General features: G+C 65.4%; 16 protein-coding genes and 1 pseudogene. 9 read left to right on the top strand and 8 right to left on the bottom strand.

The genetic code is table 11. From position 1 onward, the window contains the following. The first annotated feature begins 431 nt into the window (after positions 1-431). From sucC to AAFP30_RS18020, 4 genes are all read left to right on the top strand, one after another. A complete protein-coding gene (gene sucC / locus AAFP30_RS18035) occupies positions 432-1,595 on the top strand; it encodes an ADP-forming succinate--CoA ligase subunit beta (RefSeq protein WP_419231359.1) in 1,164 nt (387 codons plus the stop codon). An 11-nt stretch (positions 1,596-1,606) separates the two neighbouring features. Continuing rightward, complete coding sequence (gene sucD / locus AAFP30_RS18030; protein ID WP_419231358.1) at positions 1,607-2,509, top strand: succinate--CoA ligase subunit alpha; 903 nt, start codon at positions 1,607-1,609, stop codon at positions 2,507-2,509. A 148-nt stretch (positions 2,510-2,657) separates the two neighbouring features. Beyond that, positions 2,658-3,392: a hypothetical protein gene (locus AAFP30_RS18025; RefSeq protein ID WP_419231357.1), complete on the top strand. Its 735-nt coding sequence runs from the start codon at positions 2,658-2,660 to the stop codon at positions 3,390-3,392. After that, on the top strand, positions 3,385-3,846 hold the full coding sequence (locus tag AAFP30_RS18020) for an RDD family protein (protein ID WP_419231356.1): 462 nt from the start codon (positions 3,385-3,387) through the stop codon (positions 3,844-3,846). Before AAFP30_RS18025 ends, AAFP30_RS18020 begins: the two co-directional genes overlap by 8 nt. 26 nt (positions 3,847-3,872) lie before the next feature. On the opposite strand, the gene AAFP30_RS18015 is transcribed toward AAFP30_RS18020, so the two are convergent. Next, the gene (locus AAFP30_RS18015) at positions 3,873-4,334 is read right to left on the bottom strand and encodes an SRPBCC family protein (RefSeq protein ID WP_419231355.1); all 462 of its coding nucleotides are present in this window, start codon (positions 4,332-4,334) and stop codon (positions 3,873-3,875) included. Positions 4,335-4,382: 48 nt separating this feature from the next. Here AAFP30_RS18015 and AAFP30_RS18010 point away from each other — a divergent pair, with 48 nt between their 5' ends. Continuing rightward, on the top strand, positions 4,383-4,829 hold the full coding sequence (locus AAFP30_RS18010; RefSeq protein ID WP_419231354.1) for an NUDIX hydrolase: 447 nt from the start codon (positions 4,383-4,385) through the stop codon (positions 4,827-4,829). On the opposite strand, the gene AAFP30_RS18005 is transcribed toward AAFP30_RS18010, so the two are convergent. After that, on the bottom strand, positions 4,780-6,042 hold the full coding sequence (locus AAFP30_RS18005) for an MmgE/PrpD family protein (RefSeq protein WP_419231353.1): 1,263 nt from the start codon (positions 6,040-6,042) through the stop codon (positions 4,780-4,782). The genes AAFP30_RS18010 and AAFP30_RS18005 overlap by 50 nt on opposite strands. A 26-nt stretch (positions 6,043-6,068) precedes the next feature. Beyond that, on the bottom strand, positions 6,069-7,370 hold the full coding sequence (locus tag AAFP30_RS18000) for an aspartate aminotransferase family protein (protein WP_419231352.1): 1,302 nt from the start codon (positions 7,368-7,370) through the stop codon (positions 6,069-6,071). Positions 7,371-7,550: 180 nt separating this feature from the next. Here AAFP30_RS18000 and AAFP30_RS17995 point away from each other — a divergent pair, with 180 nt between their 5' ends. Continuing rightward, positions 7,551-8,162: a helix-turn-helix domain-containing protein gene (locus tag AAFP30_RS17995; RefSeq protein WP_419231351.1), complete on the top strand. Its 612-nt coding sequence runs from the start codon at positions 7,551-7,553 to the stop codon at positions 8,160-8,162. A 69-nt stretch (positions 8,163-8,231) separates the two neighbouring features. Here AAFP30_RS17995 and AAFP30_RS17990 read toward each other — a convergent pair whose 3' ends face one another. Genes AAFP30_RS17990 through AAFP30_RS17975 form a run of 4 tightly spaced genes read right to left on the bottom strand, consistent with a single transcriptional unit; the run spans position 8,232 to position 13,773 of the window. Then, positions 8,232-9,659, bottom strand: a complete 1,428-nt coding sequence (locus AAFP30_RS17990) for an APC family permease (protein ID WP_419231350.1) — start codon at positions 9,657-9,659, stop codon at positions 8,232-8,234. A gap of 30 nt (positions 9,660-9,689) precedes the next feature. After that, positions 9,690-11,114 (bottom strand): gamma-aminobutyraldehyde dehydrogenase, encoded by a 1,425-nt coding sequence (locus AAFP30_RS17985; protein ID WP_419231349.1) that lies wholly within the window; start codon positions 11,112-11,114, stop codon positions 9,690-9,692. A gap of 27 nt (positions 11,115-11,141) precedes the next feature. After that, positions 11,142-12,653, bottom strand: coding sequence for an aldehyde dehydrogenase (locus AAFP30_RS17980; protein ID WP_419231348.1), 1,512 nt, complete (start codon positions 12,651-12,653; stop codon positions 11,142-11,144). 22 nt (positions 12,654-12,675) lie between these two features. Continuing rightward, on the bottom strand, positions 12,676-13,773 hold the full coding sequence (locus tag AAFP30_RS17975) for a Zn-dependent alcohol dehydrogenase (protein ID WP_419231347.1): 1,098 nt from the start codon (positions 13,771-13,773) through the stop codon (positions 12,676-12,678). 191 nt (positions 13,774-13,964) lie between these two features. Between AAFP30_RS17975 and AAFP30_RS17970 the strand changes: the two genes are divergently transcribed. Both AAFP30_RS17970 and AAFP30_RS17965 read left to right on the top strand, forming a co-directional pair. Continuing rightward, positions 13,965-14,585, top strand: coding sequence for a nitroreductase family protein (locus tag AAFP30_RS17970; RefSeq protein WP_419231346.1), 621 nt, complete (start codon positions 13,965-13,967; stop codon positions 14,583-14,585). Between the two features lie 52 nt (positions 14,586-14,637). Then, positions 14,638-15,273, top strand: coding sequence for a TetR/AcrR family transcriptional regulator (locus AAFP30_RS17965; RefSeq protein ID WP_419231345.1), 636 nt, complete (start codon positions 14,638-14,640; stop codon positions 15,271-15,273). A gap of 33 nt (positions 15,274-15,306) precedes the next feature. Here the strand turns inward: AAFP30_RS17965 and AAFP30_RS17960 are convergent, their stop codons facing one another. Continuing rightward, a complete protein-coding gene (locus tag AAFP30_RS17960; RefSeq protein ID WP_419231344.1) occupies positions 15,307-16,098 on the bottom strand; it encodes a DUF4396 domain-containing protein in 792 nt (263 codons plus the stop codon). A 223-nt stretch (positions 16,099-16,321) separates the two neighbouring features. Between AAFP30_RS17960 and AAFP30_RS17955 the strand changes: the two are divergent. After that, positions 16,322-16,482, top strand: a pseudogene (locus tag AAFP30_RS17955) (TetR/AcrR family transcriptional regulator); the annotation flags it as partial. Between the last annotated feature and the right edge of the window lie 108 nt (positions 16,483-16,590).

Below are 16,590 nucleotides of genomic sequence, written 5' to 3'. Positions count from 1 at the left end.
CATCTCTTTGCTATCCAGGACCACTGCGTTACCGTCTGTAATCCGTTTGTGACCTTGTACCGACTGCCGACGGTAACGAAATGATTGCGACAAGTCCAACGCTCAGCCCGCAAAACCAGGGCTAATGTGAGTTGCATCACAAACATGTCTCGACGATTCGATACATAGCGGACCGAAACTTTGCGTTATCGAATTTTCGGAGTCAGCCGTCGGCGAAGACGACAGACCATGAGATCACACCGTGATGGCCCCGAATCGCGCCGGGTTCGGCGATTCGCAGCCGCGACCGAGCGAGTGATCTGTCGCACAAGCGCGGGAGGCGCCCAACAAGGGGATATTCCGCAGGTTTAAAGTCCGATATGGCCCGCGTTACACACCACCTGCGGTGTCGCACCTCCCTGCGCGGGCAAATCTACGAGATGGTGAGCTGAATGGATCTCTTCGAATACCAGGCGAAGGAACTGTTCGCCAAGCATGGGGTTCCCACCACACCCGGGCGGGTGACCGACACTGCCGCCGATGCGCGGGCGATCGCCGAAGAAATCGGCAAGCCTGTGATGATCAAGGCCCAGGTCAAGGTTGGTGGACGTGGCAAAGCGGGCGGCGTGAAGTACGCCGCGACCCCTGATGACGCACAGTCGCACGCCGAGAACATCTTGGGCCTTGATATCAAGGGCCATGTCGTCAAGAAGTTGCTGGTCGCCGAGGCCAGCGACATCGCGGAGGAGTACTACATCTCCTTCCTGCTCGATCGCGCCAACCGCACCTACCTGGCCATGTGCTCGGTCGAAGGTGGCGTGGAGATCGAGGTGACCGCCGAGGAGAACCCCGAGGCCCTCGCACGTGTGTCGGTCGACGCCGTCAAGGGCGTCGATCTGGCGCTGGCCCGCGAGATCGCCGAGAAGGGCAAGCTGCCCGCCGAGGTGCTCGACGCCGCCGCCGTGACCATCCAGAAGCTCTGGGAGGTGTTCGTCAACGAGGACGCCACCCTGGTGGAGGTCAACCCGCTGGTGCGCACCCCCGACGATCAGATCCTCGCCCTCGACGGCAAGGTGACCCTCGACGAGAACGCCGACTTCCGGCACGCCGATCACGCGGATTTCGCCGACAAGGACGCCACCGATCCGCTGGAGCTCAAGGCCAAGGAGAACGACCTCAACTACGTCAAGCTTGACGGACAGGTCGGCATCATCGGCAACGGTGCGGGTCTGGTCATGTCGACGCTGGACGTCGTCGCCTACGCCGGCGAGAACCACGGTGGGGTCAAGCCCGCCAACTTCCTCGACATCGGTGGCGGCGCCTCGGCCGAGGTGATGGCCGCGGGTCTCGACGTGATCCTGAACGACGATCAGGTCAAGAGCGTGTTCGTCAACGTCTTCGGCGGAATCACCGCCTGTGACGCGGTGGCCAACGGCATCGTCGGCGCGCTGAACAAGCTGGGCGACGAGGCCAACAAGCCGCTCGTAGTGCGCCTCGACGGCAACAAGGTCGACGAAGGCCGCAAGATCCTGGCCGATGCGAATCACCCGTTGGTGACGCTCGCCGAAACGATGGACGCCGGCGCCGACAAGGCCGCCGAGCTGGCGAGCAAGTGAGGAACTAGCCAATGTCGATCTTCCTGAACAAAGACAACAAGATCATCGTCCAGGGCATCACCGGCGGTGAGGGCACCAAGCACACCGCGCTGATGCTCAAGGCGGGCTCCAACATCGTCGGCGGCGTCAACGCCCGCAAGGCCGGCACCACCGTCGCGCACACCGCCAAGGACGGCTCGGATGTCGAGCTGCCGGTGTTCGGCAGTGTCTCCGAGGCGATGAAGGAAACCGGCGCCGACACCTCGATCGCGTTCGTGCCGCCCAAGTTCGCCAAGGACGCCATCATCGAGGCCATCGACGCCGAGATCCCGCTGCTCGTCGTGATCACCGAGGGAATCCCGGTGCAGGACAGCGCTTATGCGTGGGCCTACAACGTCGAGAAGGGCAACAAGACCCGTATCATCGGGCCGAACTGCCCCGGCATCATCACCCCGGGTGAGTCCCTGGTCGGTATCACCCCGGCCAACATCACCGACAAGGGACCGATCGGCCTCGTGTCCAAGTCGGGCACCCTGACCTACCAGATGATGTACGAGCTGCGTGATCTCGGCTTCTCCACCGCCATCGGCATCGGCGGCGACCCGGTCATCGGCACCACCCACATCGACGCCATCGAGGCGTTCGAGAAGGATCCGGAGACCAAGGTCATCGTGATGATCGGCGAGATCGGCGGCGACGCCGAGGAGCGTGCCGCCGACTACATCAAGGCCAACGTCTCCAAGCCGGTCGTCGGCTACGTCGCGGGATTCACCGCGCCGGAAGGCAAGACGATGGGCCACGCCGGCGCAATCGTGTCCGGCAGCTCGGGCACCGCGCAGGCCAAGAAGGAAGCCCTCGAGGCAGCTGGTGTCAAGGTCGGCAAGACGCCGTCCGAGACCGCCAAGCTGGCGCGCGAGCTCTACGAGAGCCTCTAGGCTCGGCAGAAATCCATCGCCGATGGCCGCTGCTTCCCGACACAGGGGGTGGCGGCCATCGGCGTCTTCGCTGAGTGTCTGCGGTACGGCGGAGAATTCGTACGAGGCGAATGAGCTGCGTGTCGGTGGGTTCGCCTACGATTCATTCGTGGACAACGAGGTACCGCGCGATGTCGCGGTGGTGGTCGGTGCGGTCGCATTCGGCGTCCGAATGGCCGTGGGCGCCACCCGGGTGGCGGCTGCCGGGACGCGGCTGGCGTTACGGCTGCCCGTCGTCGGCCCGATCGGACAGCGCGGCATCGACCGCCTCGCGGCCGACGGTCAGCGGGTGCTCGCCCATGCGCCCGAGGTCATCGATCGGGGCAAGGCCCTTGTCGTGGTGGTCATTTCGGCGATTCTTGCCGAACTCGACCTGACAGCTCTGGTGCGCGACAACGTCGACCTCAACGAGGTCGCGGCGGGCCTGGACATCTACGCCATCCTCGACCGGGTAGATCTGAACTCGGTGATCACCGAGCGCGTGGATCTCGATGCGGCAGTGGCCAATGTCGACCTGGACAAGATCGCGGCGGGCCTCGACATCGACGCAATCCTCAACCGGGTCGACCTCGACGAGGTGGCCACCCGGATCAACATCGACGCCATCCTCGATCGGGTCGACCTCATCGGTCTGGCCAACGACATCATCGACGGCGTCGACCTGACCAGCATCATCCGGGATGCGAGCACGTCGGTCACCGCAGATGTCATGATCGATGTGCGGAGCAGTGGTGAACGGGCCGACGACGCCGTCGCGAACGTCGTCAACCGATTCCTGCACCGTCGACAAGTGGTTGTGGAGGGGGAGACGCCGCCCGCGATCGGTGGGCCGTCCGGTGAGTGAGGCGCAGGCGCATGTTCCGCATCATCAGGTACAGGACAGCGACAAGACCGCGGGCATCGTCAGTCGGGGCATCGCCGCCTTCATCGACTTGGTGACGGTTGCCGGGTTGCTCGGCGGGCTCTACCTCGGTCTGGTGATGTTCCTGTTGATCATCAACGCATCGCAGTTCCAGTTTCCCAACCCGGGGCCGCTCTTCACCGCCACTGGATTGATCATGGCGTCGGTCATCTACAACACTGCGTGCTGGGCGATCTCCGGGCGCACACTGGGCTGCGTCGTGATGGGTCTGCGGGTGCGCGGCTGGCGGCGGGTCGTCATGCGTCCGAGCGTCGCGCTGCTGCGTGCCGTCTTTTACACGTTCTTCCCGATCGGACTGGCGTGGGTGGCCATCGACAGGCGGCGGCGGTCGATCCAGGATGTGGTGCTCAAGACGCGGGTGGTGTACTCGCGCTGATCCGCCGCGCGTCGGTCTTCCGCCGGCTACGGCGATTCGGCTGTGGATTTCAGTGCTGCCAAACCCTTTTCGAAGTCCTTGCCGATCAGCTTGTCGAACAGGCCCAGCGGTGCCGCGATACGGGAGAACAACGAATGCGGGCCGGTCATGGTCCAGGTGACCTCGGTCTTCGCGCCTCGCGGTGCGAGGGTGAAAACGCTTGTGCTCGAGGACTTCATCGGCTTCTCGAAGGCGACGTCGACGGCCACTCGGGTGGGCTCGGTGACGTCGGCGATGGTCATGGTGCCCTTGCCGGCCTTGCGGTTTCCCGACCAGGCGTAGCCGGCGCCCGGGCCGGCCTGCGGACCCGAATAGGTCCGGTTCAAATCCGGGTCAAGTCCCTCCCATGGCGACCACTTCTGCCACTCGTGCAGGTCGACGATGAGCGGGTAGATCTGATCGGGGAGCGCGTTGATCAGCTCGGAGCGGGTCACGGTGTAGTCGGCCACGATCGGTTCTCCTCGGTCACGGGTGGGCGTAAGTCGTAGGGTGACATCGTGACACAGCGAATCCTCGGCGTGGGTGCCATCATCTTCGACGACGCCGACCGGCTACTCCTCGTTCTGCGCGGACGGGAGCCGCAGGCCGGGCGATGGAGCATCCCGGGTGGGAAGGTCGAGCCGGGAGAGTCGTTGTCGGAGGCGGTGATTCGGGAGGTGCTCGAGGAGACCGGGCTGACTGTGACGGTGGGCGTCGAGGCGTGGGTGGTGGATATCCCCGCCGGCGCCGGGAGCGGAGCGAGCGGGCCGAATCGAGTCGGTCCGTCCTCTTCCGGCGAGGTGATCTATGAGGTGCATGACTTCGTTGCCGAGGTCGTCGCCGGCACGCTGTGTGCCGGTGACGATGCTGCCGATGCCTGCTGGGCCGGGCCCGAGGAGTTGGCCGCGTTGCCGCTCACCGACGGGCTGGTGGAGCACCTGCGGCGGCATGGGTTGTTGCGGTGAGGTTCTCCCGCAGCATCTGCGGCGCCGCCTGCCAGGTGAGGTCGGTGACCAGGTCCGGTACATCGACGCCGCACGAGGCGAACTTCGCCACCATCTCGGCACGGGTTGGGGGACGTGTGGGCGATCCGGGCGGGTTCGCCATCGAGGTACTGATGGAGCCGTCAGCGGTCTCGACGACGATGGTGACCTCGCCGTCGAGGAGGTTACTCCCGGTCGGCGTTTGTTCTACGCGTACGCGCGACATCAGCTGTTGGGCGGCCGGCCGTAGGACGGCGTCGTCGTAGAACTCCGCGAATCCGGAGTAGTCGTCGAGGATTCCCGTTGCCACCGCGTAGGGCATGCTGAACTTCGCCGCCAGCCCCGTGGTGGGGTTGTCGTGGATCAGCGGCTGCATGCCTGAACCTGGCGTACTGACACGCATCCCGGTGATCGCATCGACGTCGGCGGGGAGCCGATCGGCGACGTCGCGTAGGGCGGCAATCGGACGTTGCATGGCGTAGCAGCACGGGAACTGTTTGATGGCGAGACCACCCGGTACGGCGGGACCATCGATGATCAACCGGGCTGGGTCACCGCCAACGAGCGAGAGCCAGTCGTCGACTGCGGCCGGATTCGCACTCGCACCCGCCTGTGCCAGCGCGGCCGCCCGGATACCGGCGTCGACGGCGAATCCCACCTGCAGCGACTTGGCGTGGCTGCCGAATGCTGCCTGGACGCCACCGGCGGCCGGGATGGCCAGCGCGATCGCCGTCGCCAACTGTTCGTCGTCGAGGCCCATGGTGAGTCCGGCGGCGACCGCCGCGGCCGGGGCGCCGGCCGTGCAGGTCGCATGCCAACCGCTCGAATAGTGGGGCCAGCCCAGCGCCATACCGAGTCGGGCCATCACTCCCGCACCAGCGAGGTATGCGCTAGCGTCGCCGCCGCAGGCGAGCACGGTCGGCACGATCACGACGCTGATGTGGGTGGTCGATTCGAGATGCAGATCGTCGAAATCGAGCACATGCCCCAGTGTCGACCAGCGGGCGCCCTCGGGCATTCCGGCGACGATGCGGGAGATCGGATGATCACGGGCGGCAAGGGTGACCGCCGCGGTGTCCTGCAGCGCGCGATCGGCGAGTGCGAGATCCTCTGCGGTGGGGGCGTAGTCGCGGGCCCAGGTGGCCAAGCGGGAGACAACGGATGCGACCGTCGGAGGTGATTCGGCAAGAGTCATGGTGCAAGTCTTTCGTCGGGAATCGGTCAGGCGGACGTGCTCAGGCGGACGTCGTCGAGGCCACGCCCGATCGCGTCGATGAGCAGGTCGATGTGCTCCGCGGTCGCCGTGAGCGGCGGGGAACAGGCGATGCCGCTGCCGAGTGGACGGACGATGGCGCCATGGTCGCGTACCGCCTGCATCAGGGAGCCGGGCAGCCCGGGTGTTGCAGCCAGGGATTCGGTGGTCAGTTCGATGGCGCCGAGGAAGCCCGTGCCGGCGCGCACGTGATCGACGAGCGGATGATCGGCGATGGACGTGAGCCCCTCGGCGAGAACCGATTCCATCTCTCGCGAGCGGGTGAGCAGATCTTCGCGTTCGATGATGGCAATGTTCGCCAGCCCGGCCACGCAGGCGGCGGGGTGACCGGCATAGGTCTGGCCGTGCCGGAACACCCGTCCGGGCTCGTCCCAGAACGGTGCGGCGATCTCGCCGGAGACCACGACGCCGCCGAGCGGCTGATATCCGCTGGTGACCCCCTTGGCGAACGCGATCATGTCCGGCCGCACCTCGAATCGTTCGATGCCGAACCAGTTGCCGAGTCGTCCGAATCCGCAGATCACCGCGTCGGCGATGAACAGGACCCCGTGACGCCGGCAGACCGCAGCAGCGGCCTCGAGGTAGCCCGCCGGCGGGATCAGCACGCCACCTGCACCGATGATCGGCTCACAGAAGAAGGCGGCGACCCGACCGGCGCCGAGCTCGATGATGTTGTCCTCCAACGCCTGTGCATCGAACGCCGGAACCTTGACCACATCGTCCACGAAGGGGCCGGCCAGCCGGTTCGCCGGAATTCCGGCCAGCGCGGTGCCGAACCCGTGCGTGCCGTGATAACTATGCTCGCGGTGCAGCAGGATGGTCCGATCGGGCTGGCCGACCGCGGCGAAGTACTCGCGCGCGATCTTGGCCGCGGTGTCGATGGAATCCCCACCGCCGCTGGTGAAGAACACCTTGGCATCGGTGACGGGGGCGCGGTCGGCGATCATGTCGGCGAGGCGCAGTGCGGGCTCGTTGACGTAGTCGCCGAAACACTGGAACGCGTCGAGAGTCGACAACTGGTCGGCGACCGCCGTGACGATCTCGCCACGACCGTGCCCGACATTGGTGAACCACAGGCTGGCGGTACCGTCGAAGTAGCGCCGCCCCTGGTCATCCCACAGCCAGACGTCGTCGGCACGGGTGATCGTCAGGCGATTCTTCTTGACGTCGTACATGTCCGCGAACGGATGCCAGAACGCGCTCCCTCCGGTCGACGATCCGGCGGCGAATCCGGTTGCTGATGATGGCATTTCGTCCTCCTTGAGGTTTCTGCGAGGTGACATTGGGGTGGGCATGCGGGTGGCAGCGACGTGTGTGAGATGCCGCTTGACCGGTGCGTCCGGTGTCGTCGTCCGGCCCGATGGGCTATGCTGAGTTTTACATCACTAAACCCTGCTGTCAAGGGCAGCGAAACTCATCTGGGAGGTCAGATGTCGAGCACGGAGTCACCCGACGGCGCGAGCTCCCCAAATGCGGACCTGGCCGGTCCGCGATTGCGAATCCTGCGTCAGGCCAAGGGGATGTCACTCGCCGCAGTCGCTGCGGAGGCGGGCATCACGAAGGGGTTCCTGAGTCTCGCCGAGCGAGGCAAGACCCGCGTCTCGGTGCCGACGCTGCTGCGGATCTGCGATGTCCTCGACGTGCAACTCGGTTCGCTGTTCGACTATCCCGACGACGCCGTCGTCCACGGTGGGACTCATATGGACATGGGGGGCAACGATATCGACGAGTACATGCTGACGCCGGCCGACGAGAAGTACCTCCAGGTGATGCGCAGCGTGATCCAGCCCGGTGGTGGTTCGGACGGTACCTACAACCTCGACGCGGAGACAATTTTCGCCCTGATCCTGCGCGGCACCGTCGAACTCACTGTCGATGACGAGATGCGGCGATTGACCGCAGGCGATTCGACCACCTTCTCCGCACGCTCCATGCACGGCTTTGTCAATCCGGAACAGACTGTCGCCGAGGTGGTTTGGGCGGTGACCCCGCCGTTGGCCCATGGCACGCAACGGCCTGGGCAGTCCCGAACCAAGGAGTGAGACGACCTACACGAGAACGGGTTCCATGCAGATGAACTGCGTGGAACCCGTTTGTCGTGGTGCCGGTTGCTATTCGTGCAGCGCGGCTTGCGGTCGTAGCTTCCCGACAATCGGCCCCAGCAGGTAGGCGACGATCAGGGACGCGATGATCAGCACCGAGATGATCGTGTTGTTGCCGGAGAGCAGGTTCAGGTTGATCAGGATCATCGCCAGGATGACGAGGAGTCCGACCAGTCCCACTGCCGGCGCCAGGAAGGTGCGGGCAAAGGAATGATCACCGGGATGCCGTCGGAAGAAGACCACCACGGCCAGACAGGTGAGCACCAACAGAACCACATATCCGACGGACGCGAGACCAGCTGTCCACGTGTACATCTCGGCGATCGGATCGAGTCGTGCAGCGACGGTGAGCAGCAGCGCACCGACCACCAGGATCGAGGTCACCACCGAAGCGCGCGACGGAGATCCATGATGGGGGTGGGTGTAGGCCAGGCGCCGCGGCAGCAGATCCTGATTCGACAGCGAGAACAGGTAGCGCGAGACGACGTTGTGGAACGTGATGCCCGCGGCGAAGATACTGGTCACGAAAAGCGTTGCGGTCAAATGCTCTCCGACACGCCCGAGATAGTGATCGGACAGACCGGGCAGCAGACCCTCCGGAGCGTCACCGGCCACCTGGGTAATTTTGCTGTCGCCGACGGCGCTGATCATCGCCCAGCAGGTGATGGCGTAGAAGATGCCGACCGAGGTGACGGCGAGGAACGTGGCCCGCGGGATGGTGCGGGCGGGGTCCCGGGCTTCGTCACGGAACACCGCGGTGGCCTCGATACCGACGAAGCTGAGCACCGCGAACAGCAGTCCGACTCCGGGTGCGCCGCTGAAAACCGTTGCCGGCTCCAGGAATCCTGTGGACAGTCCCTCCGGACCGCCGCCCGGGAGCACAATGGCCGCATCGAGTACCAGGACGACCGCGACTTCCGCGACGAGCAAGACACTGAGGATCTTGCCGGACAGTTCGATGTTGCGATACCCGAGGAACGAGATGACGGCCAAGCCCACCAGCGCCCAGATCCACCAGGGCACCGGCGGACCGCCGAACGACTGGACCAGGGCATCGGTCGCCGTGCCGAACAGCGCATACACGCCGACGTAAAGGGACAGGTAGGAGATGAGTGCGGCGTAACCGGTGCCGATACCGGTGGCGCGCCCCAGGCCGGTGTGGACGTAGGAGTAGAACGCGCCGGCCGACCGGACCAGCGGCGTCATCGCGGTGAATCCGGTGACGAACAGCAGGAGCACTGCGAGGACGGCGAGGTAGGCGGTGGGCAGGCCGGCACCGTTGCCGAGCCCGAGGCCCAGGGCCATCGGACCGCCGACGACGGTCAGCGGGGCGGCTCCGGCGATGACCATGAATGTCACACCGAACACACCCAGATTGCCGCGGAGGTGTTTCTGGCCGGTGTCCGACGACGACGCCATAGTGGTTGTGGTTTCCATGATGTGGTCCTTGCGTAGGGGAGACGGCGGCTATCCGGTGAAGCTCATGACGTGCTTGATACGGGTGTAGTCCTCCAACCCGTACATGGACAGGTCCTTGCCGTGTCCCGAGTGCCCGAACCCGCCGTGCGGCATCTCCGCCACCAGTGGGATGTGGGTGTTGATCCACACGCAGCCGAAATCGAGACGCTGCGAGACACGCATCGCGCGGCCGTGATCGGCGGTCCACACGCTCGAGGCGAGCCCGTACTTGACCCCGTTCGCCTTGGCCAGCGCGTCGGCCTCGTCGTCGAAGCGCTGCACCGTGATCACCGGCCCGAAGATCTCGTCCTGCACCAGAGCATCGTCCTGCCGCAGGTTCGCGACCACCGTTGGTGCGTAGAAGAATCCCTTGTCGCCCACCCGACTTCCGCCGGCGTTGACTGTGGCGTGATCGGGAACGTCGGCAACCATCCGGGACACCTTGTCCAACTGGGCTGCACTGTTGAGCGGACCGTAGAGGACATCCTCGTCAGGTGCACCGGTTTTCACGCTCTTGGCGTACTCGGCGAGGGCATCGACGAACTCGTCGTGAATCCCCGGGGCGGCGAGGACGCGGGTGGCGGCGGTGCAGTCCTGGCCGGCGTTGAAATACCCGGCGGTGGCGATGCCCTCGATGGCCGATTCGATGTCGGCGTCGTCGAATACGATCACCGGCGCCTTGCCGCCGAGTTCGAGGTGGGTGCGCTTGAGGTCCGTGGCCGCCGCCGACGCGACATCCATGCCGGCCCGCACCGAACCGGTGATGGCGACCATCTCCGGAATCGGGTGGCAGGTCAGTTCGCGGCCAGTGTCGCGGTCGCCACAGACGACGTTGAGCACGCCGGCCGGCAGGAACTCGGCGGCCAGCTCGGCGAGCATCGCGGTGGTCACCGGAGTGGTGTCGGAGGGCTTGAGCACCACCGTGTTTCCGGCGGCGAGCGCCGGCGCGATCTTCCAGACCGCCATCATCAGCGGATAGTTCCACGGCGTGACCTGCCCGATGACCCCGATCGGTTCCCGACGGATCATCGAGGTGTGATCGGCCATGTACTCACCGGCCGATCGGCCCTCGAGAACCCGTGCCGCACCGGCGAAGAAGCGCAGATGATCGATCATCGGCGGGAGTTCCTCGGAGGCGGTGAGTCCGCGGGGCTTGCCGGTGTTGCTCACCTCGGCGTTCACGAACTCGTCGGTGCGAGCCTCGAGGGCGTCGGCGATTCTCAGCAGCGCGCGCTGACGTTCGGTGGGCGTGGTGTCGCGCCAGGTGTCGAAGGCGTCGGCGGCCGCGCGCATGGCGTGGTCGACGTCGGCGGCGCCCGATCGTGCCGCGCGGCCGAATTCGGCGCCGGTCACCGGGTCGATGAGAGAGGTCGTGGCGCCGTCTTGCGCGTCGCGGCTCTCTCCGTTCACGAAATTACGTACGGTGGTGGTCATCGCGATCTCCGATTCTTTCTTCTGGTATCACGCCATCCGGAACGGATCGCGGGTCTGGTCGGACAGTTCCACCCAGATGGTCTTGGTTTCGAGGTACTCGTCGATGGCGTCGGCGCCGTTTTCGCGTCCGATGCCCGATTGCTTGACGCCGCCGAACGGTGCGGCGTAGGACACTGCCCGGTAGGAGTTGATCCATACGGTGCCGGTGTGCAGGCGGTGCGCGACACGATGGGCGCGCCGGATGTCGTTGGTCCAGATCCCTGCTGCCAGACCGAAATCCGAGTCGTTGGCCTGCCGCACCAGATCCTCTTCGTCGGTGAACCTCAGGACCGAGAGCACCGGTCCGAAGATCTCCTCGCGAGCGATTCTCATGGTGTTGTCCACGTCAGCGAAAATGGTTGGGGTGACGAAGAATCCATCACCAACATGCGCGCCGGCCGGGCGTGTGCCGCCCGTGACCAGGTTGGCACCCTCGCCGCTGCCGATCTCGATGTATTCGAGAATCCGTGCGAGTTGGGATTCTAGGGCGACCGGCCCCATCTCGGTGGCGGGATCAAGCGGGTCACCGAGGACAATGGCCTCGGCGCGCGCGGTTAGTCGCTCGAGCAACTCGTCGGCGACCTTGTCGTGCACGAACAACCGGGAACCGGCAATGCAGGTTTGTCCGCTCGCCGCGAAGATCCCGGCGATGACACCGTTCTGCACGGCGTCGAGGTCGGCGTCGGAGAAGACGATGTTCGGCGACTTGCCACCGAGTTCGAGGGACACCCGGGTGAGATTGTCCGCGGCACTCTTCATCACGTCGATGCCCGAGCGCGTGGAACCGGTAAAGGCGATCTTGTCGACCATCGGCTGGCGGACAAGGGCTTTCCCGCATTCGGCGCCGACGCCTGTCACGACATTGAAGGCGCCGCGCGGAAAACCGGCCTCGACGAACAACTTTGCGAGATCCAGCGTGGATGCCGAGGTCTGGTCGGCGGGTTTGACCACCACGGGACAGCCGGCGGCCAGCGCCGGCGCGAGCTTCCACATGAGCAGCAGGAGAGGCGAATTCCACGGCGTGATGGCGCCGACGACGCCGATGGGCTCGCGGCGGGTGTAGATCATGAAGTTCGGCTTGTCCGACGGGATGGTCAGGCCGGTGATCTTGTCGGCGACGCCGGCGAAGTAGTCCAGCCACCCCGCCAGACCTTCGGCCTGAAATCGTGTCTCCCGCAGCAGTTTCCCGTTGTCCGTCGACTCGATGGTGCCGAGGGCCTCGGCGTTCTCGGTGATCAGGGCGGCGAGCCGGCGCATGAGCCGCGAGCGCTCGAGCCCGGAGAGGGCGCCCCACTCGCCGGTATCGAGAGCGGTGCGTGCCGCGCGCACCGCTCGTTCGACATCGGCGTCGGAGCCGTCGGGCACAGTCGCCCACACAGTGCCGGTGTACGGATTGACCGACTCGTATCGCTGCCCGTCGATCGCATCGACGAACTCGCCGTCGATGAACATCTGGTAGCTGCGGATCTGTCCCGAGGTGGGCACGTCAATGATCGTCATCGGATTCGATTACCTCGCCGGATCAGGGGATCAGCAGCTGGCGGAGTTGCGCGCCCGCGGCCAGATCGGTGAGTGCGGCCGCCGCCTCGTCGAGCGGGCGGCGCGCGGTGATCAGTTCGTCGAGCAGGAGGTCGCCCTCCATGTACTTGTCCACCAGCATCGGGATGTCGAACTGTGGCCGGATGCTGCCGTAGTTCGAGCCCAGAATGCGGGCGTCGGCCTCTGCGAGGGTGAGCGGTTCGAAGGATGCTTTGGCGCCGACGCCCGGCAGGCCGACGATGACCGCGGCGCCACCCATGCCGAGGACGTTGATGGCCGCCTCGGTGGTGGCGACGTGACCGATCGCGTCGAACGCGTAATCGACGCCGTCCGGCAGCAGATCCCGGATGGCCTCGGTGGTGTCGCCGTTGCCGACGCCGATCGCGTCGGTGGCACCGAACACCTTCGCGAGCTGCGCTCGCTCCGCGGACAGGTCAACTGCGACGATGCGCTCGGCGCCGTTCATCCGTGCACCCTGGATGACGTTGAGACCGATTCCGCCGCAGCCGATGACGACGACGGTCGATCCCTTCTCGACCTTCGCGGTGTAGATCGCAGCCCCGACGCCGGTGGCCGCGGCGCAGCCGACGAGGGCGGCGGTGTCCAGCGGTGCGTCGTTGCGGATCTTGATGGCACCGTTGGCGGGGACGACGGTCTCCTCGGCCCATGTCGAGACGCCGATGTAGTGGTTGATCCGCTCGCCATTAAGGCTGAGCCGGCTGGTTCCGTCCATCAGGCCGCCGCTGGTGTTGATGACCGAAGCCACCTTGTGGCAACGGGTTTCGCGACCGGACTGGCATTCCTTGCACTCGCCGCAGTAGGGGTTCCAGGACAGTACGACGTGGTCGCCCTCGGCGAGATGAGTGACACCGGGGCCGGTCTCGACGACCACGCCGGAGCCTTCGTGGCCGGGTACGAGCGGCGCCGGTGCGTACCACTCGCCGCGGGTGAGATGCAGTTCGGAATGACACACACCGGCTGCGGCGATACGGACCTTCACCTCGTTCTCGCGGGGGTGGTCGAGGGTCAGATCGGCGATCTCGAGGGGGGTGTTCTTGTCGCGGTACAACGCTGCGCGCATCGCTCACTCCTTGCGCTGGATGGATTGTGTTGGAATCCCCGCGGGCGGGGTCGCTCACCGGGGTTTTATATCGGTAAACTCGACTTTGAGTTTTACATCACAAAACCCTGCTGTCAAGAGTTGGTTTCACATCCATCGGCGATGCGGGGCAAGCTGGAGATGACCACACCACAACGTCGTGAGGAGAGCCGATGACCGACCTGCTGCCCCTGAACCCCGATGAGCTGCTCACCACCACCCGATCCGTGCGCAAACGTCTCGACCTCGAGCGGCCGGTGCCGCTCGAGCTCGTCAAGGAGGCCCTCGAGGTTGCCTTGCAGGCGCCGACCGGCAGCAACAGTCAGACCTGGCATTGGATCGTGCTGACCGATCCGGAGCTCAAGCAGAAGGTCGCGGACCTCTACGCCAAGTCTTTCGCGGTGTACTCGGCCGACAAGGAACGTCCCGACGAGACCGCTCGACGCGTTGCATCGAGTGCTCAATATCTGGCGGACACCATGGGGCAGGTACCCGTCCTGGTGATCGGTGCCATCTACACCGGCGGAGACCTGCCGACGAGCAACCAGGCAGGCGTGTGGGGATCGCTGCTGCCCGGTGCGTGGAGCCTGTCACTGGCGTTGCGGGCGCGTGGGCTCGGCTCGGCGTGGACGACGTTGCATCTGGCCTATGAGCGCGAAGTCGCCGAGATCCTCGGGATTCCGCCGACCGTGCACCAGGGAGTGCTGCTGCCGGTGGCCTACACCAAGGGCACCGATTTCAAACCCGCCGGCCGGAAACCCCTCGACGACATCCTGCACATCAACGGTTGGTGATCCGCCGAGATCTGCGGGACCCGGTGTGGCCGCCGGTAGAGTGCGGGACACCATGACCTCGACGCCGTTGCCTGAACCGCCACCGCCGGAGCCGGTCGCGCGCACCCGCCGCGGCCAGGCCAAGGCTGCCCGTCGGGCCGACTTGCTCGAGGCGGCGGCGCGATTGATGGCCGATCGCGGGTTCACCGGGGTGACGCTGGAGGACATCGGGCGCGCGGTCGGGGTGAGTGGTCCGGCGATGTACCGGCACTTCTCGTCGAAGACCGACCTGCTCGATCAGATGCTCGTCGACATCAGTCAGCGTCTGCATGACGGCGGGGCGGAGGTCGTGGCCCGTGCTAGCGATCCCGAGCAGACGCTGCGTGATCTCATCGCGTTCCACATCGATGTGCTCGTCACGAAACCGGATCTCATTGCCGTGCAGGACCAGGACCTGGGGTCGACGACCCCGGACGCGAATCATCGGGTGCGGTTGCTGCAGCGACGTTATGTCGAGCAGTGGGTGGATGTGCTGCTCGCGGTCGACAGCGAACGCGACGGCACCCTCACCCGGGCCGAGGCCCGGGTGAGGGTGCACGCGATGTTCGGGCTACTCAACTCATCTCATCGTCTGCCGCCCTACCCCGAACCCGACCTACGACGCGTGCTCACATCGATGGCGTGGGCGGCGTTGCTGTCGGATTCGTGAGCGGCCGCTGCTCCGGCGTCACCCCGACCACGCTCACATCGCTTCTTTGATCCCGGACTCGATGAGCCACCAGTTGACCGGGTATGAGGTACAGAAGCCGGCGAGCATCGCCAACTGCATGACCAACCAGAACACCGGGGTGTCGACTGCGACGCGCCCGTCGAGCCACGCGGGGAAGACTGCCAGCTGGGCGATCGCCATCGCGCCGTACATGCCGATCTGCCACGCCGAGAGCGATAGGAAGTCTGCTTTCGCTGCAACGCGGATGTTCTCTGCAACACCACGTTTCGGATTCATCGGTGCGATCGCTGCGAATTGGAAGGCGATTCCGATGACCAGCGCGACCACATACGCGATCACCCAACCCGCGTACAACTCGTCAGAGAACAGCCAGTGCAGCCCGCCGAGGACGGCGATTCCGGGCAACGCGAAGATCGCCCACTCGACGATCAGGTCGGCAAGCGAACAGCCCGCTCCGCAATGGCTGGTTCCCACAAACACCGACACCGGCATCGAATGCGGCTTGCCGCTCTTGCCCAACGCCGGCTTCATGCTCTCGCCGTCCATCGATGTGCCGGGCGTGTCATGCGTGTTCGACGACGTGGCGTCCCTCGGCTCCGCACGGCCCCACCACAGGTAGGCCGCCACCCAGATCACCGAACCGAACAGGCTGCAGATCGGCCAGACCGCGTTCATCACGGCCATCGGCTGCGGCCTACGGGTGACGTCGACCGCGATGAAGACCGCGCTGGCCAATCCGAGAGCGATGCTGGTCCAGGCGACGATCAATAGCCAGTCGGGCAGGTCCGCAGTGTGCAGGGTCATCCGTTGTCGTCCTCGTTTCACTCCTGGTGGCGAAACTTCCATCGTAAGCGCCCGCAGCGATTCGTCGATGAGGGGTGACAGCCCCGAACATTGTGTCTGCGCGAGTTGATGGCTGATCGAGAACCCGGCGCGTCGCTGTCCAGGGGGTGCCGGGTGGGTGCGGTGGCCATCTGAAACACAGGAGGCTTATGGCTCGCGGCGGCGCTCTAGACGACACCGCAACGCTAGTCATCAGGCGCGATCGATGCAGCGGCGTTACATCGAACGATGGGTGCATGGCATGTTCGGGCTGCTCAACTCGTCGCCGCGCCTACCCGAGTTTCCGAGGTCGACCTACTATGGGTGCTCACGTGGATGTCGTGGGCGGCGTTTCGGTCTGTCTGACCGAGCCTGAAAGCTATCTGGGCGCAAACGAATTCGAGTATCCGGTAACGGATCTCACTAGTGAAGTCCTTGTGATGCTCGTGCAACAACGCCGCCTGGCCCCCGAAA

Source organism: Gordonia sp. CPCC 205515, assembly GCF_048537925.1.
Taxonomy (GTDB): domain Bacteria; phylum Actinomycetota; class Actinomycetes; order Mycobacteriales; family Mycobacteriaceae; genus Gordonia.
The sequence above is the reverse complement of the archived record's forward strand: the minus strand, read 5'-3'. Positions and strand labels throughout refer to the sequence as shown.

Coding starts and splice junctions, on each gene's coding strand:
- sucC (WP_419231359.1), top strand. CDS start 432: ATGGATCTCTTCGAATACCAGGCGAAGGAACTGTTCGCCAAGCATGGG.
- sucD (WP_419231358.1), top strand. CDS start 1,607: ATGTCGATCTTCCTGAACAAAGACAACAAGATCATCGTCCAGGGCATC.
- AAFP30_RS18005 (WP_419231353.1), bottom strand. CDS start 6,042: ATGACTCTTGCCGAATCACCTCCGACGGTCGCATCCGTTGTCTCCCGC.
- AAFP30_RS18000 (WP_419231352.1), bottom strand. CDS start 7,370: ATGCCATCATCAGCAACCGGATTCGCCGCCGGATCGTCGACCGGAGGG.
- AAFP30_RS17995 (WP_419231351.1), top strand. CDS start 7,551: ATGTCGAGCACGGAGTCACCCGACGGCGCGAGCTCCCCAAATGCGGAC.
- AAFP30_RS17990 (WP_419231350.1), bottom strand. CDS start 9,659: ATGGAAACCACAACCACTATGGCGTCGTCGTCGGACACCGGCCAGAAA.
- AAFP30_RS17985 (WP_419231349.1), bottom strand. CDS start 11,114: ATGACCACCACCGTACGTAATTTCGTGAACGGAGAGAGCCGCGACGCG.
- AAFP30_RS17980 (WP_419231348.1), bottom strand. CDS start 12,653: ATGACGATCATTGACGTGCCCACCTCGGGACAGATCCGCAGCTACCAG.
- AAFP30_RS17975 (WP_419231347.1), bottom strand. CDS start 13,773: ATGCGCGCAGCGTTGTACCGCGACAAGAACACCCCCCTCGAGATCGCC.
- AAFP30_RS17970 (WP_419231346.1), top strand. CDS start 13,965: ATGACCGACCTGCTGCCCCTGAACCCCGATGAGCTGCTCACCACCACC.
- AAFP30_RS17965 (WP_419231345.1), top strand. CDS start 14,638: ATGACCTCGACGCCGTTGCCTGAACCGCCACCGCCGGAGCCGGTCGCG.
- AAFP30_RS17960 (WP_419231344.1), bottom strand. CDS start 16,098: ATGACCCTGCACACTGCGGACCTGCCCGACTGGCTATTGATCGTCGCC.